Origin of the sequence: Mycobacterium sp. SMC-16 (genome assembly GCF_046250085.1) — a bacterium.
GTDB classification, from domain to species: domain Bacteria; phylum Actinomycetota; class Actinomycetes; order Mycobacteriales; family Mycobacteriaceae; genus Mycobacterium; species Mycobacterium phocaicum.
Genome location: NZ_CP176427.1, coordinates 1,224,407 through 1,248,627 on the forward strand (window position 1 = coordinate 1,224,407; position 24,221 = coordinate 1,248,627).

At 68.1% G+C, this 24,221-nt stretch carries 24 protein-coding genes; 15 read left to right on the top strand and 9 right to left on the bottom strand.

The features are described from left to right. Nucleotide 1: 1 nt before the first annotated feature. From ACJEIK_RS06025 to ACJEIK_RS06035, 3 genes are all read right to left on the bottom strand, one after another. Nucleotides 2-1,021 carry an isopenicillin N synthase family dioxygenase gene (locus tag ACJEIK_RS06025; protein ID WP_409431189.1) on the bottom strand — a complete coding sequence of 340 codons (1,020 nt, stop codon included), beginning with the start codon at nucleotides 1,019-1,021 and terminating at the stop codon, nucleotides 2-4. Between the two features lie 83 nt (nucleotides 1,022-1,104). Then, nucleotides 1,105-1,341, bottom strand: coding sequence for a hypothetical protein (locus tag ACJEIK_RS06030; RefSeq protein WP_409431190.1), 237 nt, complete (start codon nucleotides 1,339-1,341; stop codon nucleotides 1,105-1,107). Nucleotides 1,342-1,446: 105 nt separating this feature from the next. Beyond that, nucleotides 1,447-1,989: an NUDIX domain-containing protein gene (locus tag ACJEIK_RS06035; protein ID WP_374704289.1), complete on the bottom strand. Its 543-nt coding sequence runs from the start codon at nucleotides 1,987-1,989 to the stop codon at nucleotides 1,447-1,449. A gap of 163 nt (nucleotides 1,990-2,152) precedes the next feature. Here ACJEIK_RS06035 and ACJEIK_RS06040 point away from each other — a divergent pair, with 163 nt between their 5' ends. Further along, a complete protein-coding gene (locus ACJEIK_RS06040; protein WP_064860497.1) occupies nucleotides 2,153-3,550 on the top strand; it encodes an acyl-CoA synthetase in 1,398 nt (465 codons plus the stop codon). Between the two features lie 3 nt (nucleotides 3,551-3,553). Here the strand turns inward: ACJEIK_RS06040 and ACJEIK_RS06045 are convergent, their stop codons facing one another. Beyond that, on the bottom strand, nucleotides 3,554-4,879 hold the full coding sequence (locus ACJEIK_RS06045) for a hypothetical protein (RefSeq protein WP_267324854.1): 1,326 nt from the start codon (nucleotides 4,877-4,879) through the stop codon (nucleotides 3,554-3,556). Nucleotides 4,880-4,978: 99 nt separating this feature from the next. Here ACJEIK_RS06045 and ACJEIK_RS06050 point away from each other — a divergent pair, with 99 nt between their 5' ends. After that, nucleotides 4,979-5,401 carry a PPOX class F420-dependent oxidoreductase gene (locus ACJEIK_RS06050; protein ID WP_064860496.1) on the top strand — a complete coding sequence of 141 codons (423 nt, stop codon included), beginning with the start codon at nucleotides 4,979-4,981 and terminating at the stop codon, nucleotides 5,399-5,401. 10 nt (nucleotides 5,402-5,411) lie between these two features. On the opposite strand, the gene ACJEIK_RS06055 is transcribed toward ACJEIK_RS06050, so the two are convergent. The 3 genes from ACJEIK_RS06055 to ACJEIK_RS06065 form a co-directional block, all read right to left on the bottom strand. After that, on the bottom strand, nucleotides 5,412-6,161 hold the full coding sequence (locus tag ACJEIK_RS06055; protein ID WP_138249636.1) for a hypothetical protein: 750 nt from the start codon (nucleotides 6,159-6,161) through the stop codon (nucleotides 5,412-5,414). Nucleotides 6,162-6,385: 224 nt separating this feature from the next. Then, nucleotides 6,386-7,318: a 2,3,4,5-tetrahydropyridine-2,6-dicarboxylate N-succinyltransferase gene (gene dapD / locus ACJEIK_RS06060; RefSeq protein WP_064860512.1), complete on the bottom strand. Its 933-nt coding sequence runs from the start codon at nucleotides 7,316-7,318 to the stop codon at nucleotides 6,386-6,388. 171 nt (nucleotides 7,319-7,489) lie between these two features. Then, nucleotides 7,490-9,304 carry an NAD(P)/FAD-dependent oxidoreductase gene (locus ACJEIK_RS06065; protein ID WP_267324855.1) on the bottom strand — a complete coding sequence of 605 codons (1,815 nt, stop codon included), beginning with the start codon at nucleotides 9,302-9,304 and terminating at the stop codon, nucleotides 7,490-7,492. Between the two features lie 114 nt (nucleotides 9,305-9,418). Here ACJEIK_RS06065 and ACJEIK_RS06070 point away from each other — a divergent pair, with 114 nt between their 5' ends. The 6 genes from ACJEIK_RS06070 to abc-f all read left to right on the top strand — a co-directional run bounded on the left by ACJEIK_RS06070 (nucleotide 9,419) and on the right by abc-f (nucleotide 15,761). Continuing rightward, entirely contained in the window at nucleotides 9,419-10,465 is a 1,047-nt protein-coding gene (locus ACJEIK_RS06070; RefSeq protein WP_133425586.1) for a 2,3-butanediol dehydrogenase, read from the top strand. A 14-nt stretch (nucleotides 10,466-10,479) separates the two neighbouring features. Then, nucleotides 10,480-11,274 carry an acetoin reductase gene (locus ACJEIK_RS06075; RefSeq protein ID WP_133425587.1) on the top strand — a complete coding sequence of 265 codons (795 nt, stop codon included), beginning with the start codon at nucleotides 10,480-10,482 and terminating at the stop codon, nucleotides 11,272-11,274. 23 nt (nucleotides 11,275-11,297) lie between these two features. Further along, nucleotides 11,298-12,578, top strand: coding sequence for a GAF domain-containing protein (locus tag ACJEIK_RS06080; RefSeq protein ID WP_133425588.1), 1,281 nt, complete (start codon nucleotides 11,298-11,300; stop codon nucleotides 12,576-12,578). A gap of 26 nt (nucleotides 12,579-12,604) precedes the next feature. Then, a complete protein-coding gene (dapE, locus tag ACJEIK_RS06085; protein ID WP_212812648.1) occupies nucleotides 12,605-13,669 on the top strand; it encodes a succinyl-diaminopimelate desuccinylase in 1,065 nt (354 codons plus the stop codon). After that, complete coding sequence (locus ACJEIK_RS06090; protein WP_212812647.1) at nucleotides 13,666-14,028, top strand: RNA-binding S4 domain-containing protein; 363 nt, start codon at nucleotides 13,666-13,668, stop codon at nucleotides 14,026-14,028. The genes dapE and ACJEIK_RS06090 overlap by 4 nt, the downstream gene beginning before the upstream one ends. Before the next feature lie 143 nt (nucleotides 14,029-14,171). Then, nucleotides 14,172-15,761 carry a ribosomal protection-like ABC-F family protein gene (gene abc-f / locus ACJEIK_RS06095; RefSeq protein ID WP_409431191.1) on the top strand — a complete coding sequence of 530 codons (1,590 nt, stop codon included), beginning with the start codon at nucleotides 14,172-14,174 and terminating at the stop codon, nucleotides 15,759-15,761. Between the two features lie 228 nt (nucleotides 15,762-15,989). On the opposite strand, the gene ACJEIK_RS06100 is transcribed toward abc-f, so the two are convergent. Together ACJEIK_RS06100 and ACJEIK_RS06105 are read right to left on the bottom strand one after the other, a co-directional pair. Continuing rightward, nucleotides 15,990-16,826, bottom strand: a complete 837-nt coding sequence (locus tag ACJEIK_RS06100; RefSeq protein ID WP_409431192.1) for a type VII secretion target — start codon at nucleotides 16,824-16,826, stop codon at nucleotides 15,990-15,992. Between the two features lie 71 nt (nucleotides 16,827-16,897). Next, a complete protein-coding gene (locus tag ACJEIK_RS06105; protein ID WP_409431655.1) occupies nucleotides 16,898-18,553 on the bottom strand; it encodes an AAA family ATPase in 1,656 nt (551 codons plus the stop codon). A 101-nt stretch (nucleotides 18,554-18,654) separates the two neighbouring features. Here ACJEIK_RS06105 and ACJEIK_RS06110 point away from each other — a divergent pair, with 101 nt between their 5' ends. The 7 genes from ACJEIK_RS06110 to ACJEIK_RS06140 all read left to right on the top strand — a co-directional run bounded on the left by ACJEIK_RS06110 (nucleotide 18,655) and on the right by ACJEIK_RS06140 (nucleotide 24,220). Then, nucleotides 18,655-19,230 (top strand): TIGR00730 family Rossman fold protein, encoded by a 576-nt coding sequence (locus ACJEIK_RS06110; RefSeq protein ID WP_133425593.1) that lies wholly within the window; start codon nucleotides 18,655-18,657, stop codon nucleotides 19,228-19,230. A gap of 11 nt (nucleotides 19,231-19,241) precedes the next feature. Further along, complete coding sequence (fadD6, locus tag ACJEIK_RS06115; RefSeq protein WP_409431193.1) at nucleotides 19,242-21,023, top strand: long-chain-acyl-CoA synthetase FadD6; 1,782 nt, start codon at nucleotides 19,242-19,244, stop codon at nucleotides 21,021-21,023. Nucleotides 21,024-21,206: 183 nt separating this feature from the next. After that, complete coding sequence (folP, locus tag ACJEIK_RS06120) at nucleotides 21,207-22,031, top strand: dihydropteroate synthase (RefSeq protein WP_267324953.1); 825 nt, start codon at nucleotides 21,207-21,209, stop codon at nucleotides 22,029-22,031. A gap of 14 nt (nucleotides 22,032-22,045) precedes the next feature. Continuing rightward, nucleotides 22,046-22,969 carry a glucosyl-3-phosphoglycerate synthase gene (locus tag ACJEIK_RS06125; RefSeq protein ID WP_409431656.1) on the top strand — a complete coding sequence of 308 codons (924 nt, stop codon included), beginning with the start codon at nucleotides 22,046-22,048 and terminating at the stop codon, nucleotides 22,967-22,969. Between the two features lie 46 nt (nucleotides 22,970-23,015). Next, complete coding sequence (locus ACJEIK_RS06130; protein WP_060999033.1) at nucleotides 23,016-23,321, top strand: DivIVA domain-containing protein; 306 nt, start codon at nucleotides 23,016-23,018, stop codon at nucleotides 23,319-23,321. Further along, entirely contained in the window at nucleotides 23,318-23,899 is a 582-nt protein-coding gene (locus tag ACJEIK_RS06135) for a DNA-3-methyladenine glycosylase I (RefSeq protein ID WP_409431194.1), read from the top strand. The genes ACJEIK_RS06130 and ACJEIK_RS06135 overlap by 4 nt, the downstream gene beginning before the upstream one ends. Nucleotides 23,900-24,052: 153 nt before the next feature. Beyond that, a complete protein-coding gene (locus ACJEIK_RS06140; RefSeq protein WP_005059648.1) occupies nucleotides 24,053-24,220 on the top strand; it encodes a DUF3117 domain-containing protein in 168 nt (55 codons plus the stop codon). The last annotated feature ends 1 nt before the right edge of the window (nucleotide 24,221 follow it).

Sequence of the window (24,221 nt, forward strand, 5' to 3'; positions counted from 1 at the left end):
CTCAGAGCGCGTAGGCCAGTTTGAACTTGTCGAGCAGATACGGCCCCGACACCACCGGTTCATAGCGCGGCGGGTTGTCGGCTGTCGCGCAGGTGGGGATGCACTCGATGACGGCATCGAAGTTGGGTTGGTGGAAGAACGGCAGGCTGAACCGCTCTCCGCCGGCACCGTTGCTCACCACGCGGTGCACGGTGCTGACCCAGCGGTCGTTGGTCCACCGCGCGAGCAGGTCGCCGATGTTGATGACGAACGCGCCGGGAACCACAGGCACATCGAGCCATTCGCCGTGGTTATTGAGAACCTGCAGCCCGCGCTGAGATTCGTCCTGCAACAGGATCGTGAGATTGCCCCAGTCACTGTGCTGGCTCAGCCGGATTTCGCCCGCCGGCCGATTGTCGGCCGGGTAGTAGTTGGCCATCAGGTTGGAGTTGTGCCGGTCGATCGACGCGTCGAACCAATCCTCGCGCAGGCCAAGGGCGAGTGCGAAGAGCCGGGACAGCTCGGTCGCCAGTAGTTCCATTTCGGCGTAGTAGCGCTCGTAGGCGCCGCGGAAGCCCGGGAGTTCGGGCCACCGCTCGGCGACGGCCACCCGCTCATCGGTCCAACCGTCGCCGCCCAGGCCCTCGGGGTTGCCGAGCGGAAAGTGGACGAACTTCTCGACGCGGTCCGGCGCCTGGTGCTCGGCCTCGACGTCCGCGCCGTCGTTGGTGGCCGAAAGCTTGCCCGCACTGCTGAATCCACGGGCCAGTGGGTCGCCGGGCAGTGCCCGGACCCGGTCCTTCTCTGCCTGTGGCAGAGCGAAGAACTCACGGAGGGCACGGTTGACGTCGCTGATGGCCTTGTAGGGCACGCCATGGCCCACGAGGAGCAGGAAGCCGCTCGTCTCGCAGCAGCGGCCGATCGCGTCGGCCACCGCCTGGCGGTTCGCCGGGTCGCCGGTGCGCGCGCTGCTGATGTCTATGACTGGGACGAAGCCGTCCTGCAGGACGACACGGTCGACTATCACTTCAGGTTGGGTCATGCGTTCGACGCTAGAACCTCAACCTAAGTTGAGATCAAGTGTGAAAATTCTTCTCGCGCAACATCGTCGGTCGGGGCCGCCTACTACTGACTCTGGTGCACCGTGGTGTCGACCCGTGGCGCCTGCGCGTGCGGCTGGATGTCCTGGAGCCACTGCAGCTGATCGATACCGTGGTTGTTGTGTGCTGCCACAACGGTTTCCGGTAGGGCCTTCTGCGTGTCCTCCGCGAATGACCACACGATCGGGGACACCAGGATTCCGACTCCGAGTGCGCCTGCGAGAATGTAGCGGCCCAACGCCTGCCGTGTACTACTAGTCATCGTTTTCATGCCGTTGCCTCCTGGGGTGCTATGCCCAGATCAACAGGCGCCCGAATCGGCGTCATCCCAGGTGGCGCGATGTTTACCCGAGTTGGCAGGATCGCCTTACCGCGTCGTGTGCAACCGCAGGAGTGTCCACGCAGCCAACGATTGCGCATCGGTGATGTCGCCGCGCCGGATCATGTTCTCGATCTCCTCGGCGGTGAACCACTCGCTGTGCATGTCCTGCTCTTCGTGCTCACGCTCGTGCTCGCCCTCGGTGATGCCGGTCGCGAGGTAGGCCCAGCCGCGTTGGCTGCACATCCCGGGTGCGACATCCAACTGGCCCAGCACCTCCCACGTCTCGGCGCGCAGCCCGGTCTCCTCACGGAGTTCCTGGGCAGCCAGATCGGCGGGCGCGGGCTCGTTGCCGCCCAACGTGCCCGGCGCGGTGCCCTGCACAAACTCCCAGCGCCGCAACCCGATTGGGTAGCGGAACTGCTCCACCATCCGGTAGCGGTCGCCGTCGCGGGCAATCACCAGCGCATAGGTGGGTTTGTCCACCACGCCGTAGATGCCGGTGGTGCCGTCGGGGCGGCGGATGTCGTCTTCGCGCACCGACATCCAGGCGTTGCGGTAGACCTCACGGGAGCCGACGCGTTCGATCACAGCTCCAGTATCGCGGATGGTTGGCGGTGGCCCCTGGTTGTCGTTCCGAACAGGAGAAGTGCCACCTCCGCGGCACCGGACATAGGGGCGCCGACGACCATCCGCGAACAATTTTCTGCCGCGGAATGATCGTTGTATCCGAATAGGCGAGTAGCCTCGCGATGTGCTGCTGACCTCTCTGAACCCCGCCGCCGTGGCCGCCGGACACGACCTCGAAGACGCGGTACGCATCGACGGCGCGGTCCTTTCACGCAGCGATCTGGTCGGGGCCGCGACGTCGGTGGCCGAGCGGGTCGCGGGCGCATCGCTCGTGGCGGTGCTGGCTAGGCCCACCGCCAAGACGGTGCTGGCCATCGCCGGCTGCCTCATCGCCGGGGTGCCGGTGGTGCCGGTGCCGGCCGATGTCGGTGCTGCCGAACGCCGGCACATGATCACGGACTCCGGGGCGCAGGCGTGGCTGGGGGAGACGCCTGACGAAGCCGAAGGATTACCAGTCATTCCGGTGCGGTTGCACGCCCGGTCCTGGCATCGCTACGCCGAGCCCTCGCCGGATTCGACGGCGCTCATCATGTACACCTCAGGAACGACGGGGCTGCCCAAAGGTGTGCTGATCAGCCGCCGCGCCATCGCGGCCGACATCGACGCGCTGGCCAAAGCGTGGGCCTGGACCCCGGCCGACACCCTGGTGCATGGCCTGCCGCTGTTCCACGTCCACGGCCTGATTCTCGGCCTTCTGGGTTCGCTGCGTATCGGAAATCGCTTCGTGCACACCGGAAAACCCACGCCGGCCGCGTACGCCGCGGCGGGTGGCTCGCTGTACTTCGGGGTGCCGACCGTGTGGTCACGCGTGGTGGCCGATGCTGCCGCCGCCGAGGCGTTGCGGGGCGCGAGACTGCTGGTGTCGGGCAGTGCGGCGCTGCCGGTGCCGGTGTTCGACGACCTCGTGCGGCTCACCGGGCACGCGCCCGTCGAGCGCTACGGCAGCACCGAATCGCTGATCACCCTGTCGACCCGGGTCGACGGTGACCGCAGGCCCGGCTGGGTCGGGTTGCCGCTCGACGGCGTGCAGACCCGGCTGGTCGCCGAGGACGGGTCGCCCGTTCCGCACGACGGGGAAACCATTGGCCGCCTGGAGGTTTCCGCGCCGACGCTGTTCAGCGGGTACCTCAACCGGCCCGAGGCGACGGCCGAAGTGCTGGGAGACGACGGCTGGTACCGCACCGGCGACGTCGCCGTCGTCGACGCCGAGGGCATGCATCGCATCGTCGGGCGAGAGTCGGTGGACCTGATCAAGTCCGGTGGTTTCCGGGTCGGCGCCGGGGAGATCGAGACCGTCCTGCTGGGCCACCCGGGCGTGTCCGAGGCCGCGGTCGTCGGCGTGCCCGACGACGACCTGGGCCAGCGGATCGTCGCCTTCGTGGTCGGCTCCGCATCGGCGCAGGAACTCATCGACTTTGTCGCGCAACAGCTTTCGGTGCACAAGCGGCCGCGCGAGGTGCGCCTCGTCGACAGCCTGCCCCGCAACGCCATGGGCAAGGTGCAGAAGAAGCTCCTCGTCTAGCGGCTAGGGCAGCCGGCTCGCCGGTCCGTTCTCGGTCTCCGGCTGGATCAGCCGGAAGTGAGATTCGCTGCGCTGCATGTGCCGTCGCTGGTAGTCGCCCTCGATGTGCTTGCCGTCAACCGTGCCGGTCAACATCAGCCGGTCGGGACCGTCCAGGCGAAAGTTCAGCACGGTGGGCGGATTCGATTCGTGCTTCTTGATCTCCAGTCTGTCGCCGCGGATCTCGAACTGGTAGACGGTCACGTAGCCCGCCGGGACCTGGGTGACGAAGCTCGTATAGTCGCCGACCCGGTCGGCGATCGCGACATTCGTCCACGGCGCCGGCGAGGTCTGCTGCAGCGTCGCCTGTTGGCCTTCCACCGTGAATGACGTTGCGCGCCAGACTCCGTCGATGTCCGATTCCCCGTGCCGAATTTGCTGGTAGGTAACGACGCCGAACGTCGCGACCAGCACGGTGACGACGCCTGCGATGGTGAACTTCGCCACGGTGCCGGTCCGGCGCAACCACCGCCTGCCCGAACCCGACGCCGGCCACAGCACGACCGGTTCGGAAGTGCCACGCTGGAATACCGTTCGAGCGAGGCTTTGCCAGTACGGCGTGGTGATCGCGACGGCGATGAACAACAGCGCGCCGGACACCAGCTTCACCGGGACGTCGTAGAAGAGGTTGAGCAGGAACACCTGGCCCATGGCCACGATCGCGATCAGCGCGCCCAGCAGCCACGTTCGCCGCCACAGCAAGAGGACACCGGCGACGAATTCGACCAGACCCGTGGCCATCGAGTAGGGGTCCGAGGCGCCCATGAAACCCCACAGCGTGTTCATCATGCTGACGTCGCCGACCATCTGGATCTGATAGCCGGGCAGCATCATGTAGGCCATCTGCGTCGGAATGAGCTTGGCCAGACCGTAGAGCAGCATCGAGACGGCCAGCCCGAACCGGGCGAACACCAGCAGCAGTGCGGCAAGGCTGCGGTAGTTGGGCCGTTGCCGGTCCAGCGCAGTCCACACCGCGGTGATCAACAGGGCCACCAGGATCCAGCCGAGGTGCAGGCACCACTCTGCCATCGAATCAGCGCCGCCGTTGATGTTCAGGTGTGCGCCCTCGCCGCGGGTGACGAAACTGCCCAGGTTTGCGAGCCCCTGAAGAAGCGGGGCCATCAATAGGCTCAGGCCCAGATTGCCGTACACCGAGAGGATCAGGATTCCGCCGCCGATGGTGAACAACAGCCGGAACGCCAGCTTCTGTGCGTCGGTCCATTCGGGCGCCGAGGTCTCGTCGGGGTCGGTGGGTGCCAAGGTGTCCGCGTCGCCGGTCGTCGTGCTCACCGGATTGACGCTAGCGATGAATGTGCGCCGATGTCCCTGGGGGAAAACCTCCAACTTCCCGGCGGGAATACCGCACGTCTTCACGGCCTTGTAGAGCGCATGCAACTCACAGACGAAGCCCGCGCCCTGATCGGGGATGGGGCCAACGCGACGCTGGTGACTCTGAATGCCGATGGCAGCCCGCAGGTTTCGGTGGTGTGGGTCGAACTGCAAGGTGACGAGCTGGTCAGCGCGCACCTCGCGGACTACAAGAAGCTGCGCAACATGCGCCGCGACCCCAGGGTCGCGGTGACCATCGTCGGCACCGACCGGGGCGCCGCATCGGTGAACCCCTACCTCGCGATCAGTGGCACCGCCCGCATCGTCGAGGGCGGGGCGCCCGAGGTCCTGACCCGGCTGACCAACGTGATGGCGCCGGACTTCAACGGCCAGTTCCCACCGGCCGGCGCGCCGCCCGGGTACCTCACCCGCATCACCATCGAGAAGGTGACGGGCGTCGGCCCGTGGGCGGCGCAGTCTTGAGGGGCGTCGCTCAGTAGCTCACGGACTGTTGGACGTGACCGAATTCGACGTCCTTGCCGTTGAAGATGCCGTGGCAGGCGAGGGTCACCTGGTAGGTGCTGAAGGTCGGAACGCCGTCGATGTGCAGGCTCGCATTGCCCTTGGCCGGCAGGTTGAGCTGGCGGTGGGTCGGCGGGATCAGCTTGTTGTCGGCGACGGCGTCGTACGTGCACGTGCCGGCGATGTCCGCGGAATTGGTGACGTTCACCGTGACCCCGGCCAGCCCGCCGGTGCTCACGTTCATGGTGACGGCGTCGTGGGGTGGCTGTGCTTCCGGTGGTTGCGGCGCGGCGACGCACTGGTCGCCGACGAGGACCCGGCCCGCCGTGCATTTGATCGGCTTCGGCTCAGGTGCCGGAGCCGGGGCCGGAGCGGGCGCCGCTGGGGCCGGCGCGGGAGCGTTGAACGTGTAGTCCGACCATGGGCCGCACCAGTCGCCTTCGAGGTCCTTCTTGCGGCAAGCCTGTAGGTGGATCGTGTGCGGCCCGAAATCTTTGAATGTCGTGGTGTAGGTGGCCCTACCGCCGTTGATGCACTTGAATTCTTTCTCGACCTGATAGCTGTAGGCGATGATGTGCACGGCGTCGACCACATAGTCCCCGTGGACGCGGGGGCAACCTGCGATGAGGCAACTGGCCGTGGTGTCCTTGATGACCTGGCAGGTGACGTCGAGGCCGTTGGGCAGCACGTCGGCGCCGGCCGTCGGGACCGGTAGGAACATGACCCCGGAAACCGTTGCGGCAGCGAGGTATCGGCTGAGTGTTCGTATTCTGCTGCCCATGGTGGCCCCTACGCAGTCGTGACGATGTTCGCCCTTTTCAAGGCATGTCACTGACGCTATCGACGGCCCGCGAGACTCGATATAAGGGAAATCCCTACGATTGGCCGGCATACAGAAAGGGCCGCCCGGCGTTGCCGAGCGGCCCTTTTCCGAAGTACAGCCGGTCAGTTGGCGTGCAGCGCCTCGTTGAGCGTGATGCCGGTGCCGTCGCGCTTGACGACCTCGACCGCGCCGCTGACCGAGTTCCGGCGGAACAGCAGGTTGTTCGAGCCGGAGAGCTCCTTGGCCTTGACGGTCTGGCCGTCGGCGGTGGTCACCTTGGTGCCGCCGGTGACGTACAGGCCGGCCTCGATGACGCAGTCGTCGCCGAGTGAGATGCCCAGACCGGCGTTGGCGCCCAGCAGGCAGCGCTTGCCCACCGAGATGACCTCCTTGCCGCCGCCCGACAGCGTGCCCATGATCGACGCGCCGCCGCCGACGTCGGAGCCGTCATCGACGACGACGCCCGCGGAGATGCGGCCCTCGACCATCGAGGTGCCCAGCGTGCCGGCATTGAAGTTGACGAAGCCCTCGTGCATGACGGTCGTGCCCGACGCCAGGTGCGCGCCCAGGCGGACGCGGTCGGCGTCGGCGATGCGCACGCCGGTCGGCAGCACGTAGTCGACCATGCGGGGGAACTTGTCGACGCCGAAAACGGTGACCGTGCCACGACGACGCAGCTTGGCGCGGACGGTCTCGAAGCCCTCGACCGCGCAGGGGCCGAAGTTGGTCCACACCACGTTGGTCAGCAGGCCGAAGATGCCGTCCATGTTGGCGCCGTGGGGCGCGACGAGGCGGTGCGACAGCAGGTGCAGCCGCAGGTAGGCGTCGTGCGCGTCGGCGGGCTTGTCGTCGAGCGAGGCGATGGTGGTGCGCACGACCTCGGTGCGCACGCCGCGGTCCTCATCGGTGCCGACGAGGGCTTCCAGCTCAGCGGGGACCGGGCCGGCCGCGGCGTCGGCGTTCAGTTCGGGTGCCGGGAACCAGGTGTCGAGGACGGTTCCGTCGGCGGTGATGGTGGCGATGCCGATGCCGGATGCACCAGAAGAAGAAGTCACGTTGGCCAAGGTTACTGAACCAGCGCTGAGCTGGGGGCACCACCCACTCGCGACCTGGGGTCACCACCCACTCGCGAGCTGGGGTCGCCACCCACTCGCGAGCAGACGTAAAACTGTCGTTTTCGCCGTTGAAAAGACAGTTTTACGTCTGCTCGCGGGGAGAACCGCGGCTCACTGGAGGTGGTGGACCGCCTGCAGGCCGTAGACCGGTGTCGGGATGCGCTCGTAGCGGGCCTTCAGCTGCAGCGCCAGGTACAGCGAGTAGTGCCGCGACTGGTGCAGGTTGCCGCCGTGGAACCACAGGTTCTCCTGCTGCGTCGGCTTCCACATGTTGCGCTGCTCGCCCTCCCACGGGCCGGGGTCCTTGGCGGTCCCGCTGCCCAGGCCCCACACCTTGCCGACCCGGTCGGCGATCTCCTGGCCCATCAGGTCGGCGGCCCAGCCGTTCATCGAGCCGTAGCCCGTCGCGTAGACGACGACGTCGGCCGGCAGCTCGGTGCCATCGGCCAGCACCACCGCGTTCTCCGTCAGGTGCGACACCTGGCCGTGCGCCAGCTTGATCGAACCGTCGGCCACCAGCTCGCACGCGCCGACGTCGATGTAGTAGCCCGAGCCACGCCGCAGGTACTTCATGAAGAGGCCGGAGTCGTCGTCGCCGAAGTCCAACTCGAAACCGGCGGCCTCCAGCCGTGCGTAGAAGTCCTTGTCCCGCTCGCGAATTGCGTCGTAGATGGGCCGCTGGAAGTCGGCCATGATGGCGTAGGGCAGCGATGCGAAGGTCAGGTCGGCCTTCTCGGTCGTCATGCCGGCGGCCACCGCGCGCTCCGAGTACAGGTCGCCGAGACCGAGCTCCATCAGTGAATCCGACTTGACGATGTGCGTCGACGAGCGCTGCAGCATCGTCACGTCGACGCCGTTCTCGTACAAGGCTTTGCAGATGTCGTGTGCCGAGTTGTTGGAACCCACCACGACGACCTTCTTGCCGACGTACCGGTCCGGGCCGGGGTGCTGACTCGAGTGGTGCTGTTGTCCGGCGAAGATGTCCTGGCCGGGCAACGTTGGGATGCTGGGCTTCCCGGACATGCCGGTCGCCAGCACCAGCTGTGTCGGGTGCAGCGTCATGCGCTCACCGTCGCGATTGACCTCGACGGTCCACCGGCCCGCTTCGGAATCGTAAGTGGCCGAGAGGCATTCGGTTCGCGACCAGTACGGCACCTCCATCACCTTGGTGTAGAACTCCAGCCAGTCGCCGACCTTGTCCTTCGGCGCGAACACCGGCCAGTTGGCCGGGAACGGCAGGTAGGGCAGGTGGTCGTACCAGACGGGGTCGTGCAGGCACAGCGACTTGTAGCGCTTGCGCCACTGGTCGCCGGGCCGCTCGTGCTTGTCGACGACGATGGACGGCACCCCGAGTTGCCGCAGCCGCGCACCCAGGGCGATGCCGCCCTGGCCACCGCCGATCACCAGCACATAGGGCTGCTTCTCGCGTCCCAGTGTGGCCTCTTCCTCGGCGCGCTTCTCGGCCCACGAGCGCGGGTCGGGATCGGATCCGTGCACGGCGCCGAGCACGCGCGTTGCGCCCTTGCGCTCCTCGTGCCCTTTTAGTTCCTGCAGCGTCGTCAGCAGCGTCCAGCCTTCGTCGCCGCGCAGCCGCAGGTGTCCCGAGCCGCGCCCGGTGGCCGTCTCGAACTCGATGAACGCCGACGTCACGTCGCCGTCGGCCGTGGCGGGTTCACGTGTCCGGAAGCCGGACGGGGTGGTGTCGGCCAGCCGGGTGCGCAGCATGTCCGCGATCTGGTCGCGACCCTCGACGGTCTTGATGTTCCAGGTGAAGGCGACGAGGTCGCGCCAGAAGCTGTCGACGGCGAACATCCCGACGGCGCCGTCGATGTCCTGTGCGGCCAGCGCCGCCTCGAAGTTGGCGAGCCAGGTCTCGACGCGCTGCTGCGGTGAGACGGCGGTAGTTGGTTCCAGTGTTGCGGTCATGTGACTCAGGACACAGCCAGAGCACAACCTCGGACAAGAGTTGCACCACGTTGCAGCGTTGCAACCTCCTGCAACTCTGTCGAGGTGTGGCCCCGGTCACATACAACTGGTCGCATGAGAGCAGCTGTCTACTACGGTCCCAACAAAGTCTCGGTCGAGGACGTCGCCATCCCGGCGCCAGGCCCAGGCCAGGTGCAACTACAGATCGGCTTCAACGGCATCTGTGGCACCGACCTGCACGAGTACTACGCCGGCCCCATCTTCGTCCCCACGCAGCCGCATCCCCTGACCCATCAGGAGTTGCCGCTCACGCTGGGCCACGAGTTCTCCGGCACCATCACCGCCGTCGGCGCCGGCGTCACGGGCTGGCGTGAGGGCGACCGGGTGGCCGTCGAACCGATCTACAAATGCGGCCACTGCGGCCCGTGCGCGGCGGGCAACTACAACGTCTGTCAGCAGATCGGCTTCCACGGCCTGATGTCCGACGGCGGTATGGCCGAATACACCGTGGTGCCGACGAACATGCTGCACCGGCTGCCCGACAACGTCTCGCTGGAACTCGGTGCGCTCGTCGAACCGATGTCGGTGGCCTACCACGCGGCGACGCTCGGTGACGTCAAACCCGGTGATACCGCGATGGTATTCGGCGCCGGTCCCATCGGCATCGGATTGTGGTTCGCCTTGCGCGGCAAGGGACTTCAGGAGATTTTTGTCGTCGAGCCGTCGCCGACGCGGCGGGCCGCCATCGAAGCACTCGGTGCCGTCACGCTCGACCCGACGGTCACCGACGTGCCCGGCTTCATTGCCGACCACACCTACGGCGCCGGGGCCGACGCGGCGTTCGACGCCGCCGGCGTCACTCCCGCGGTGGAGACGGCACTTGCCTGCGTCGGCTCCCGCAAGCCGATGGTCAGCGTCGCGATCTACGAAAAGCCGCTGCAGACACCACTTTTGAACCTGGTGATGAACGAATCCCGCATCCAAGGCTCGCTGTGTTACACCGGCGCCGACTTCGAGGCCGTCATCGCGTTGATGGCGCAGGGCGCCTACGACACCAGCGGATGGGTGGCCCAGATTCCGATCGGTGATGTGGTCGCCGAAGGATTCGAGGCCCTGCATGCGGGGAACAAGATGAAGGTTCTGGTCGACCCGACGCGATGAGCGGAGAAACAGCAATGACATTGGCAGGGAAGGTAGCCCTTGTCACCGGGGCCGGACGTGGCATCGGGCGCGGTATCGCGCTGCGGCTCGCGCGTGACGGCGCAGACGTCGCGCTCGTCGACGTCGAAGCCGATCCGCTGGCGGAGGTGGCCGCCGAGGTATCCGAGATCGGCTGCAAATTCACCACTTTCGTCGCTGACGTCAGTCAGCGGGATCAGGTGTTCGCCGCAGTCGACTATGTGGCAACCGAACTCGGCGGCCTCGACATCATGGTCAACAACGCCGGTGTCGCGTTGGTGGGCCCGCTCGCCGACGTCACGCCCGAGGATCTGCAGCGGTTGTGGTCGATCAACGTCGACGGCGTGCTGTGGGGCATCCAGGCCGCCGTGGCGAAATTCAAGGAACTCGGGAACCAGGCGGACGGCAAGATCAGCAAGATCATCAACGCCTCGTCGATCGCCGGGCACGACGGCTTCGCCATGCTCGGGCCGTACAGCGCCACCAAATTCGCCGTGCGCGCCCTGACCCAGGCCGCCGCCAAGGAGCACGCCGCCGACGGCATCACCGTCAACGCCTACTGCCCCGGAGTGGTGGGCACCGACATGTGGGTCGAGATCGATAAGCGCTTCGCCGAACTCACCGGCGCTCCGGTCGGCGAGACGTACGCGAAGTTCGTCGGCGGGATAGCCCTGGGCCGTGCGGAAACACCGGATGACGTCGCCGGGTTCGTCTCGTACCTGGCCGGACCCGATGCCGACTACATGACAGGGCAGGCCGGTCTGATCGACGGCGGTCTGGTTTATCGCTGACATGCGGAGCACAATCGGCGATGATGCAGAGCCCGGCCGTGCCTGAACCAGCGGTAGCAGTTGGTGAGGACCCGCGCAGTTACGCGCGGTTGATGTCGGCTGTCTACGACGCGACCATGTCCGGAGGGCGGGCCCCGGCGCGGCCCCGGGACGTGATCGGCGAGTCGTGGCAGCGGATGCTGGCCCGCGGCGTCAACCCCGACACCCACATCCCGCCGGTCATCGAAGCGTCCGGGCTGGATGCGCTGCGCAAGTCATCGGGTCTGCTCGCCGTGCTCGACGACGTGTCACGCGGACTGGAATCCATTGTCGCCGAAGGGGACAACATCCTGGTGCTGGCCGACGCGCGGGGCCGGGTGCTGTGGCGGTCCGGGTCCGCGGCCGTGCTCGGCAAAGCCGACCGGCTCGGCTTCGTCGAGGGCGCCAACTGGGGCGAGGGTGCCGTCGGCACCAACGCCATCGGGACCGCGCTGGCGTCCAACCGGGCGGTGCAGGTGTTCTCCGCCGAGCATTTCCTGCGCAGCCACCATGCCTGGACCTGCGCCGGCGCCCCGGTCCGCGACCCGCGCACCGGCCAGGTGATCGGCGTCGTCGACGTCTCCGGCCCGGCCGCGACGGTGCATCCCACCACCGTCGCGCTCGTCGACGCGGTGGCCCGGCTGGCCGAAGCGCACCTGCGCGAGCAGCACGAGGGGACGCTGAACCGGCTGCGGATGGTCGCCGCGCCGATCCTGGCCCGCATCGGCGCTCCCGCGCTGGCGGTCGACGCCGACGGCTGGGTCGCCGCCGTCGACCAGATGCCGCTGCACAACCGGATTCTGCTGCCCGACGAACTGGCCCCGGGGCGTGCCTGGATCCCGACCCTCGGGCGGTGCGACGTCGAGATTCTGCCCGGCGGATGGCTGGTCCGGCCATCGGTTGCCGCGGCCGACGACGACGCGACCGCCACCCGCGTCGTGCTGGACCTGCGCGGTGCGCCGGTGCTGGAGATGGCCGGGCAGTTCGGTGGGTGGCGCCACGACATCTCGCTGCGGCACGCCGAAATCCTGCTGGTGCTGGCGATCCACCGGAACGGGAGGTCGGCATCGGAACTCGCCGAGGACCTGTACGGCGACCGGAGTCGGGTGGTGACGGTGCGGGCCGAGCTGTCCCGGATGCGAAAGCAGTTGGCGGGCTTGATCCTTGGCAAGCCCTACCGGTTCGGCGACGACGCCGTCATCGACGTCCGCTACCCGGCCGACCGCTCGACGCTGCTCGGCGCCTCGACGGCACCGGCCATCCGGGCCCTGCGCGCCGTCGCTTGACTCGGCCCACCGACTAACCTGGCTGAATGCTGGATCTCACCGCCGACCCGATCGCTCTGACCGCCGCGCTGGTCGACATTCCCAGCGAATCGCGGCACGAGCAGCTCATCGCCGACGAGATCGAGACCGCGCTCAAGGCCCAGGCCCCGCATTTCGAGGTGATCCGCAACGGCGACGCCGTCCTGGCCCGCACCAACCTGGGCCGGCCGTCGCGCGTGCTGCTGGCCGGGCACACCGACACCGTCCCGGCCGCGGACAACCTGCCCAGTCGCCTCGTCGGCGAAGAACTCTGGGGCTGCGGTACCTCCGACATGAAGGCCGGCGACGCGGTGTTCCTGCATCTGGCCGCCACCGTCGCCGAGCCGACACACGACATCACCCTGGTCATGTACGACTGCGAGGAGATCGAGTCCAGCGCCAACGGCCTCGGCCGCATCGAACGTGAACTGCCCGACTGGCTCAAGGCCGACGTCGCCATCCTGGGTGAGCCCTCGGGCGGCCTCATCGAGGCCGGCTGCCAGGGCACCCTGCGCGTCATCGTCCACGCCACCGGTACCCGCGCACATTCGGCGCGATCGTGGCTGGGCGACAACGCGATTCACAAGCTCGGTGCCGTCCTCGACAGGTTGACGGGCTATCAGGCGCGGCAGGTGGACATCGACGGCTGCGTGTACCGCGAGGGCCTGTCCGCGGTCCGGATCGACGGCGGTATCGCCGGCAACGTCATCCCGGATGCCGGCTCGGTCACCGTCAACTTCCGGTTCGCCCCGGACCGCAGCGTCGAGCAGGCCCTCGCGCACGTCCACGAGGTGTTCGCCGGTCTCGACGTGCGCATCGAGCTCACCGACTCGGCCGCCGGTGCCCTGCCCGGTCTGACGCAGCCGGCCGCCGCCGCGCTGGTCGCCGCGGCCGGGGGACAGGTGCGGGCCAAGTACGGCTGGACCGACGTGGCCCGCTTTGCCGCCCTTGGCATTCCGGCCGTCAACTACGGGCCGGGCGACCCGAACCTCGCGCACAAGGTCGACGAGCGGGTGACGACGGCGGACATCACCGCGGTCACCGACATTCTGCGGCGGTACCTGACAAGTTGAGTAGCGTTCGCGTCGACAGCTGGATCTTCGCCGTCCGGATCACCAAGACCCGGTCCCTGGCCGCCGCGGCCTGCCGGGCCGGGCATGTGCGCGTCAACGGCGTCACGGTGAAACCGGCGCAGCTGGTCGGTCCGGGTGACGAGGTGCGCGTCCGGCTCGAGGGCCGCGAGCGCATCGTCGAGGTCATCCGGCCCATCGCCAAGCGGGTCGGCGCCGCCGTCGTCCCCGAGTGCCTGATCGACCGCAGTCCGCCGCCACCCGCCAAAGAGACGATGCCTGCCGTGCCCGTCCGCGACCGGGGCGCGGGCCGGCCCACCAAACGTGAACGGCGGCAGCTGGATCAGCTGCGCGGGTACTGAGCGGAGATTAATCAGTTGCGCCCGTGAGTACTGTGGGTCTTGCAACTGCTGTCAACCGAGGTGGGCCGAAAACATGCTGGGAGAAGACATCTCCGGATAACCGGAGTACGCCCTCGCCCTGTCACTCTCACGAGAGCTTTTGCATGTCTTCTATCACGTGTTCCCATTTGTCGTTCTCCTGGCCCGACGACACCGAGCTGTTCTCGGACCTGTCGTTCACCGTGGGTGCCGGTCATACCGGACTTGTCGCCCCCAATGGCGCGGGTAAGAGCACGCTTCTCAAACTCATCGCCGGAGAGCTGCAACCGACCGGCGGCAGCGTCACCGTCGACGGCTCTCTCGGCTACCTGCCGCAGACGCTGCCGTTCGCAACCGACCTGACTGTCGCCGAAATACTCGGCGTGGCACCCATATTGGCGGCCCTGACGGCACTGGCGGACGGTGACGCCTCCGAGGCGGTGTTCACCGCCATCGGCGATGACTGGGACATCGAGGAACGCAGTACCGCGCAGCTGGCGCGGCTCGGCCTCGACGTCCCCCTCGACCGGGTGCTCGGCACCCTGTCCGGCGGAGAGGTCGTCACCCTCGGGCTGGCCGCGCAATTGCTCGGGCGTCCCGATGTTCTGCTGCTCGACGAGCCCACCAACAATCTGGATTCCGCTGCGCGGCAACGGCTCTACGACGAACTGGACCGCTATCCGGGCATCTTGCTGTTGATCAGCCACGACCGTGCACTGCTCGACCGCATGGATCGCATCGCCGAACTGCGTGACGGCGACGTCCAGTTCTACGGCGGCAATTTCACCGCCTACCAGGACGCGGTCGCCGATGCGCAACGTGCTGCGGTCGACGAGATGCGCAACGCGGAGTCGCAGCTCAAACTCCAGAAGCGCCAGATGCAGCAGGCCCGGGAGCGCGCCGCCCGTCGGGCCGGCACCGCCGCCCGCAACCTCAAAGACGCCGGACTGCCGAAAATCATTGCCGGGAAACTCAAACGCAATGCTCAGGAATCGGCAGGTCGCGCCGACGAGGTGCACGAAAAACGAGTCGACGACGCCCGCGCCCGTCTCGACGCCGCCGAACGCGCGGTGCGAGACGACGACGTCATCGCCCTCGATCTGCCGAACACGGAAGTGCCCGCAGGCCGGACGGTGCTGAGCGCGACCGGGCTCAACATCCAGCGCGGTGGTCGGATGCTGTTCGCCGACAACGGAATCGACCTGGACATCCGCGGACCCGAACGCATCGCCCTGGCCGGTCGCAACGGCGCGGGCAAGTCCACGCTGCTCAAGATGATCAACGGTGACCTCCAACCGGATATCGGAACCCTGACCCGGGGTGGCGGCCGGATCGCCTATCTGTCGCAGCGCCTCGACCTGCTCGACGAGCAGCGCAGTGTCCTGGAGAATCTGATGGCCTGGGCGCCGACCCTCAACATCACGCGCAGGCGGCATCTGCTGGCGCAGTTCCTGTTCCAGGACAACAGGATTGATCTACCGGTCTCGGTCCTGTCTGGCGGCGAGCGGCTGCGCGCGACGCTGGCCTGCGTGCTGTACGCCGAACCGGCGCCGCACCTGCTGCTGCTCGACGAACCGACGAACAACCTCGACTTGGTCAGCGTTGCGCAGCTGGAGTCCGCGCTCAACGCCTACCGCGGTGCGTTCATCGTCGTCAGTCACGACGAGCGGTTTCTCGACGCGATCGGCATCGAGCGGCGGATGACGCTGCCGTAGACAGGCGATTCACTCTGCGGTGTGGGCGAAGAAGTGCGAGTGGTGTGAGCCCTGGCCGCAGGGTGAATGCCGGATGGCGTTGATTCTGCGGTGTGGGCGGGAAAGTGCGAGTGGTGTGGACCCTGGCCGCAGGGTGAATGCCGGGTGGCGTTGATTCTGCGGCTGGGGCGCAATAGTGCGAGTAACCAGGACCCTGACCGCAGGGTCAACCGCCGGGCGAGGCCTGGCCTAGATGTCCTGCGGCCGGGTCTGGGCCGGGCGGCGTGGCGGGGGACCGCCGGCGCCCGACGGACCGGCCGCCGGGCCCTCGCCTTCACCCGCGTCACCTGCCTGACCACGGTGCTCGACCGACAGGATCCGCTTGTCGTCCTCGCCTTTTTCGTGGCGCTCCGGATCCCGGCGCTCCCGGTCCCGATCGTCGGCATCCGACTTCTCATGTTCGCCAACGGAATCCACGTCACTGAGCCCGCCCAGACCCGATCCCGCCGCGTGCCCGGCACCTACACCTTCGATGCCACCCAGGCCGCTGGCGATCCCGCCCAGCACCCCGGTCAGGCCTTGTGCGATCTGCCCCGGAATCTGTCCCAACGTCTGCGCCACGCCTTGGGCGATCTGGCCGGCCTGCTGGCCCACCTGCCCGAGCGTCTGCGCCACGTCGCCACCCCCGGCGGCGGGGCTGCCGGGGACCGCCGCGCCGAGCCCACCCGGCGTGCCGGCACTGACGCCGCCACCGGCCCCGCCTCCCGGGATGCCCTCGGCGGCCGAAGACAACCCACGCGCGCCCTGCTCGTCACCGGCCCGGTATGCCTCGGCGGCGCGGTGCAACTGCTCGGACATCTGCTGGCCGGCCGCGCCCGTCGACTGCAGGATGCTGTCGCGTCGCGCCATCACCCCACCGAGCGCCGTATTCATGCCGTGGGCGATCAGCCCGTGCGTCGCCGCGGGGCCGACCGACTGACCGAGACCCGCGCCGTTCTGGAGCTGACCGAGCCCAGCCGCGACCGCGTCGTGCACCCGGGCCATGCCCAGCACACCCTCGGTATTGACGTACAGCGGATCGCCCATGATCTGCCCCCTCGAAGACCTGTTGCGGTCAATCCTATGGCGACGTCGATGACGTGCCCTGCGGCAAATGGTCATGCGCGATCGGCGGCGACCTCCGCCGCCACGGCCCGAGCCTGCCTGCCGAACGCACAGTCGACGCCGACGCGGTCGAAACAGTCCGCGGCCCGGACATCGCCCAACAACGCCGCGTCGTGCAGGACGCGCAGCGCCACCGCCGACTGGCCGCCCCGCTCGGCGGCGCGGAGCGCCTCGCGGGCGGCGGCGATCGCGCCGTGGTGGTCCCGCCGAGCGGCGGTGGTCCAGGCGCGGGCCAGGGCCAATTCGGGCGCGAACAACATCGACTTCAAGCCGTGCCTGGCTTCGGCACGGGCCAGAGCCCGGCCCGCCTCGGCGGTGGCCCCACGCTGGCCGAGCGCCCGCGCCAACAGCATCCATGCCAGCGGACCCCACGAATATCCGGTGCGCGCCAGTACTTTCGTCGCGCCCTGCAGTACTTCGATCGCCGCGTCGAGCTCGCCTCGTGCGATCAGAATGTCGGCCAGCAGCACCTCGCCGATGGCCCGCCCGGGCTGTTGGGACTGCGTGAAGTCGATCAGCTCCTGGGCCAGCTGCTGAGCCTTGTCCGGCTCGCCGGCCAACAGCAGGACCGTGGTCTGCCCGAACCCGCTGGTGAACCGCAACAGACCCGGCTGCCCGGCGGCCAGGGCGCGCTCGGCGAAGCCGTCCACCTCGGTCAACCGGCCTGTGCGAGCACAGCTCAGCGCGGCCGCCGACGCCGCCCAGCCGACGGCGGTGTCGCTCGGTTCGGCACTGGCCAACACCGAGTCGGCGAGCTGCATGGCCCGGTTCAGATTGCCGGCGTTCATCGCGAACGTCGCCGACAAGGCGTCCAGGGTGACCTGCGCCGCCGGCGTCTGGACGCGGCTTCTGACGGTGCGCAGGAAAGCCGTCGCCCGCTCCGGTTCGGAGAGCATCCAGAACTGGTTGGCCGCGCGGGGCAGTGCCCACATCATCAGGGCCGGTTCGGTCAGCGCGGACGCGTCGACCTCGGCCAGCACCGCGTCGGCATCGACGCCGCGTCCCTGCCAGGCCAGGGCATAGCTCAACGTCACCCGGGTGGCCAGGCCGCCGGCCGGCAGCGCCGCCCGCCCCAGCCGTTCCGCCAGTTCGAGATCGCCGAGGCGCAGGGCATCGTCGGCGGCGGCAGCGAGTTCGGCGACGGGTAATGCGTCGCCGCCGTCGAGCGCCCGCACCACACGCCGCAGCCGGCCGACGACGCCGTCGCCGTCGGGTGGCGGCGGCGCAGAATCGTGCGGCACCACAGCACGGACCGGCTCGTCAGCAGTCACCGGAACCACCAACCGGTCCCGAACCAGCGACGAAAGACCCTCGGGCAGAGACTGATTCGATTCCGCCGTGACGATGACCCGGGCCGCTCCCGACACCGCGAGCTGATACACCAACGACGCCGACAGCCGGTCGAGCAGATGCCCGTCGTCGACGACCAACAGCAGTCCGGTCCCGAGCGCCTCCCGCGCCGCGCGCAGCACCTGGATCGTCCGGCCCGTCTCGGGCACCGTGAACAGCCGCTCGAAAGCACCGAACGGCACCCGCGAATCGGCGGCGGTGCCGGTGATCCAGGCTGCTCGTTCGAAGCCGGGCGCCAGCTCGTCGAAAGCCACGCGCGCCGATGTGGTCTTGCCAGACCCGCGGGCACCCGTCAGCAGCGCACCGGCCCGGGTTTCGACGCCCGCTTTCAGCTGGCTGAGCACCACGGTCCGATCCTATGGCTGCGCGGCGGACGGCATCGCTCGATTAGCGTTGTGCTGTGCTGGCCGACAACACCCCCGAAAATCCCTACGCCGTCTGTGTCTACTGCGCCGCCGGTCCCCGTCATCCCGAATTGCTCACCCTCGCCGGCGATGTGGGCCGGGCCATCGCCGCGAAAGGCTGGACCCTGGTGTCCGGCGGCGGCAACGTCTCGGCGATGGGCGCCGTCGCCGACGGAGCCCGCGAGAACGGCGGCCGCACCATCGGCGTCATCCCGAAGAAGCTGGTGCATCGCGAGCTGGCCGACGTGAACGCCAGCGAGCTGATCGTCACCGACACCATGCGCGAGCGGAAGCAGATCATGGAGGACCGGTCCGACGCCTTCATCGCGCTGCCCGGCGGTATCGGCACCCTCGAGGAGTTCTTCGAGGCCTGGACGGCCGGCTACCTCAACATGCACGACAAGCCGCTGGTGATGCTCGATCCGCACGGCCACTACGACGGCCTGCTGGCCTGGCTGCACACGCTGGTCGACACCGGTTACGTCCAGCGGGCCGCGCTCGACCGGCTCATCGTCGTCAAGGACGTCGACGAGGCCATGGCTGCTTGTGCGCCGCGTGACATCGCTCACTAGGCTCACCGGGCATGAGTGACGAGACATCACGCACCGGCGTCGGGCTGCTCGATATTGCTAAGCAACTGCCCGGTTTCCTGTCCGACGCCCCGGTGATCCTTCGCGGCCTGATCACCGGCTTCGGTGCCAGCCCGACGGCGAAGACGTCCATCGGCAAGGTGTTCCAGGAACGCGCAGTGGCCAACAAGGACAAGGTCTTCATCAAATTCGAGGACCAGCGCATCACCTACGGTCAGGCCAACTCGACGGTCAACCGCTACGCGTCGGTGCTCGCGGCCAAGGGCGTCGGTCCGGGTTCGGTGGTCGGCATCATGCTGCGCAACTCGCCGGACGCCGTGCTGCTGATGCTGGCGACCGTCAAGTGCGGCGCGGTCGCCGGAATGATCAACTACAACCAGCGCGGCAATGTCTTGGCGCACAGCCTCGGCCTGCTCGGCGCCAAGGTCCTGGTCACCGAGTCGGACTTTCACGAGCCCGTCATCGAGTGCGGTGCCGCTGCGGAGCTGACGACGGGTCTCATGTCGGTCGAGGAGCTACGCGAGCTGGCCGTCGGCCAGTCGACCGCCAACCCGGTGGGCACCAGCCAGATCCTGGCCAAGGAGAAGGCGTTCTACATCTTCACCTCGGGCACCACCGGGATGCCCAAGGCCAGTGTCATGACGCACTACCGCTGGCTGCGCGCGCTCGGCGGATTCGGCGGGCTGGGGCTGCGCCTGAACAGCAGCGACACGCTGTACTGCTGCCTGCCGCTGTACCACAACAACGCGCTGACGGTCGCGACGTCGTCGGCCCTCAACGCCGGTGCCGCGCTGGCGCTGGGCAAGTCGTTCTCCGCCTCGCGGTTCTGGGACGAGGTCATCAAGTACGACGCCACCGCCTTCATCTACATCGGCGAGATCTGCGGCTACCTGCTGAACCAGCCGCCCAAGCCCACCGACCGCGCACACAAGGTCCGGGTCATCGCCGGCAACGGACTGCGCCCCGCGATCTGGGACGAATTCACTTCGCGCTTCGGCATCAAGCGGGTATGCGAGTTCTACGCCGCCAGCGAGGGCAACACCGGCTTCGTCAACGTGTTCAACATCGACAAGACCACCGGCATCTGCCCGTCGCCCGTCGTCTACGTGGAGTACGACCTGGAGACCGGCGAGCCGGCCCGCGGGCCCGACGGCCGGCTGCGCAAGGTCAAGCGCGGCGAACCGGGCCTGTTGCTCAGCAAGGTCAACAACCTGCAGCCGTTCGACGGCTACACCGACAAGGCCGCCAGCGAGAAGAAGTTGGTGCGCAACGCATTCAAGGACGGCGACGTCTGGTTCAACACCGGTGACCTGATGCGGTCGCAGGGCTTCGCGCACGCCGCGTTCGCCGACCGGCTCGGCGATACCTTCCGGTGGAAGGGCGAGAACGTCGCCACCACCGAGGTCGAGGCCGCGCTCGGCGCCGACGACCAGGTGGAGGAGTGCACGGTGTACGGCGTCGAGGTGCCGGGCTGCGGCGGCCGCGCCGGCATGGCGTCGGTGCAGCTGCGCGAAGGCGCCGAATTCGACGGCGCGCGCCTGGCCAAGGCCGGCTTCGAGCACCTGCCCGCCTACGCGGTGCCGCTGTTCATCCGGATCGTGCCCGAGCTGGCGCACACCTCGACGTTCAAGAACCAGAAGGTGGACCTGCGCACGCAGGGCTACGGCGACGAGGTATCGGACCCCATCTACGTGCTGTCCGGCCGCGACGAGGGTTACGTGCCGTTCTACCCCGAGTACCCCGTCGAGGTGAAGGACGGCAAGAAGCCGCGCTGACGCAGGCCATCAGCCCGTCACCACGTCATCGACGTCTCCGGGTCGCTCGGTGCAGTTCACGTCGAGACCGTTGGGGCGGCGAAATCGGCGGATTTGCGGCAGCCCGATAGCCTGGGAGTCGTGCAGTCCTGTCCAAGGGGCCAGTTCCTGGGTCGCCAGGTGGCCGGCGATCGCGCGCTGATCATGGCGATCGTCAACCGCACCCCGGATTCCTTCTATGACCGGGGGGCGACCTTCAGCGACGGCGCGGCCAAGGACGCGGCGCACCAGAAGATCGCGGAGGGTGCCGACGTCATCGACATCGGCGGCGTCAAAGCGGGACCCGGCAGCACCGTCGACGCCGACGAGGAGATCGCGCGCGTGGTGCCGTTCATCGAGTGGCTACGCGGCGAATACCCCGACCAACTGATCAGCGTCGACACCTGGCGCGCGAACGTGGCCAAGCAGGCCTGCGCGGCCGGGGCCGACCTGATCAACGACACCTGGGCCGGCGCCGATCCCGGGCTGCCCGAGGTGGCCGCAGAATTCGGGGCGGGGCTGGTCTGCTCGCACACCGGCGGGGCAGTGCCGCGCACCCGGCCCTTCCGCGTCAACTACGGCGTCACCGAACGGGGTGTGGTGGACGACGTCATCGCCGAGGTCACGTCAGCGGCGCGGCATGCCGTCGATGTCGGCGTCTCGCGCGACGCCATCCTGATCGACCCGACGCACGATTTCGGCAAGAACACTTACCACGGTCTTAGTTTGTTGCGCCATGTAAAAGATCTTGTAAATACCGGATGGCCAGTCCTGATGGCCCTCAGTAACAAGGATTTCGTGGGGGAGACTTTAGGTGTCGAACTGACCGAGCGCCTGGAGGGGACGCTGGCCGCGACGGCACTCGCCGCCGCTGACGGCGCCGCCATGTTCCGGGTGCACGAGGTGGGCCCCACCCGACGCGTCCTGGAAATGGTCGCTTCGATCCAGGGCGGGCGTCCACCGAGCCGAACAGTGAGGGGACTCGCGTGACCCTAACGCCCGATTTGACCGCAGAAGGCATCGCTCGCCATGCCTGGCTGGCAGAACGCAGCTGGAGCCGGCCCTCTTGGACCATCGCCGAGCTCGAGGCCGCCAAGGCCGGCCGGACCGTCTCGGTCGTGCTGCCCGCGCTGAACGAGGAAGAGACCGTCGCCGACGTCATCGACAGCATCAGCCCGCTGCTGGGTGGTCTGGTCGACGAGCTCGTCGTGCTCGACTCCGGTTCCACCGACGAGACGGAACTGCGCGCCATCGAGGCGGGCGCCCGGGTCGTCAGCCGCGAACAGGCCCTGCCCGAGGTGCCGGTCCAGCCCGGCAAGGGCGAGGCGCTGTGGCGCTCGCTGGCGGCCACCACCGGCGACATCGTCGTGTTCGTCGACTCCGACCTGCTCGACCCCGACCCGATGTTCGTGCCCAAGCTCCTCGGCCCGTTGCTGCTCGCCGACGGTGTGCATCTGGTCAAGGGCTTCTACCGGCGGCCGCTCAAGGTCGGCGGCTCCGAAGACGCCAACGGCGGCGGCCGGGTCACCGAACTGGTGGCGCGCCCGCTGCTGGCGTCCCTGCGACCCGAGCTGACGTGCCTGCTGCAGCCGCTGGGCGGCGAGTACGCCGGCACCCGGGAGCTGCTGACGTCGGTGGGGTTCGCACCGGGGTACGGCGTCGAGATCGGTCTGCTGATCGACACCTACGACAAGCTGGGCCTCGACGCCATCGCCCAGGTCAACCTCGGCGTGCGCACGCACCGCAACCGGCCGTTGACCGAGCTGGCGGCGATGAGCCGTCAGGTGATCGCCACGCTGCTGTCGCGCTGCGGCATCAGCGATTCCGGCGTCGGGCTGACCCAGTTCTTCGCCGACGGCGACGCCGTCACGCCCCGCACCTCGACGGTGTCGCTGATCGACCGTCCCGCCATGAACACCCTGCGCTGACCCGCCTCGGCGGCACTTGTCGGTGCCATCCGGCAGGATCGTCGGTGTGACGCTGATTTTGATCTACCTCGTGGTGCTGATCCTGGTCGCGGTGGTGCTGTTCGCCCTGGGCACCGTGCTGTTCGGTCGCAGCGAGCAGCTGCCGCCGCTGGCGCGGGGCACCACAGCCACCGTGCTGCCCGCATCCGGTGTCACCGGTGCCGACGTCGACGCCGTCAAGTTCACACAGACCCTGCGCGGGTACAAGACCAGCGAGGTCGACTGGGTGCTGGACCGGCTGGCGCAGGAGCTGGACTCGCTGCGCGGCGAGTTGACGACGCTGCGTGCGCAGACCGCGGACGCCGAGCAGTGACTGCCGTCGAGCAGACCAGGTGCGGGTGGGTCGACATTGGAGAGACTGCGGACGCGGTGTTGTACCGCGACTACCACGACACCGAATGGGGCCGTCCGCTGCGCGGCACGCAGGCGCTGTTCGAGCGCGTCTCGCTGGAGGCGTTCCAGAGTGGCCTGTCCTGGCTGATCATCCTGCGCAAGCGAGAGAACTTCCGGGCGGCGTTCAAGGGTTTCGACGTTTCCACGGTCGCCGGCTTCGGGGAGAAGGACATCGACCGGCTGTTGGCCGATCCGGGCATCGTCCGCAATCGCGCCAAGATCGAGGCGACCATCGCCAACGCCCGGGTGATCGACGAGGGTCTGGACCTCGATGAGCTGCTGTGGTCGTTCGCGCCGGCGGCGCGGCCGCGGCCGGCCGACCTGGCGCAGGTCCCGGCGACCACACCCGAATCGGTGGCCATGGCCAAGGAACTCAAGCGCCGCGGTTTCCGGTTCGTCGGCCCGACCACGGCGTATGCGTTGATGCAGGCCACCGGGATGGTCGACGACCATGTCGAGGCCTGTTGGGTGCCCCGGTACAGCTTGTCGGAGGCGTGACGGGCGGGTCTTTCACACCCTCCGGTAGCGATAGGGAACAATAGACATAGTTCAGTTGCAGTTCAGTGCCGTGAGCCGACCCGCTGAGTGGGTGGCTCCGGCCTTGATCCGGGACCGTGGATGCGGTCCGGGCGCGTGCGGAGGGAGCACCCGATGGCGGCGATGAAGCCCCGGACCGGCGACGGTCCACTGGAAGCAACCAAAGAGGGGCGCGGCATCGTCATGCGGGTACCGCTGGAGGGTGGCGGTCGTCTGGTGGTCGAACTGACCCCGGATGAGGCCGCAGCCCTGGGCGACGAACTGAAGAACGTCACCAGCTAGT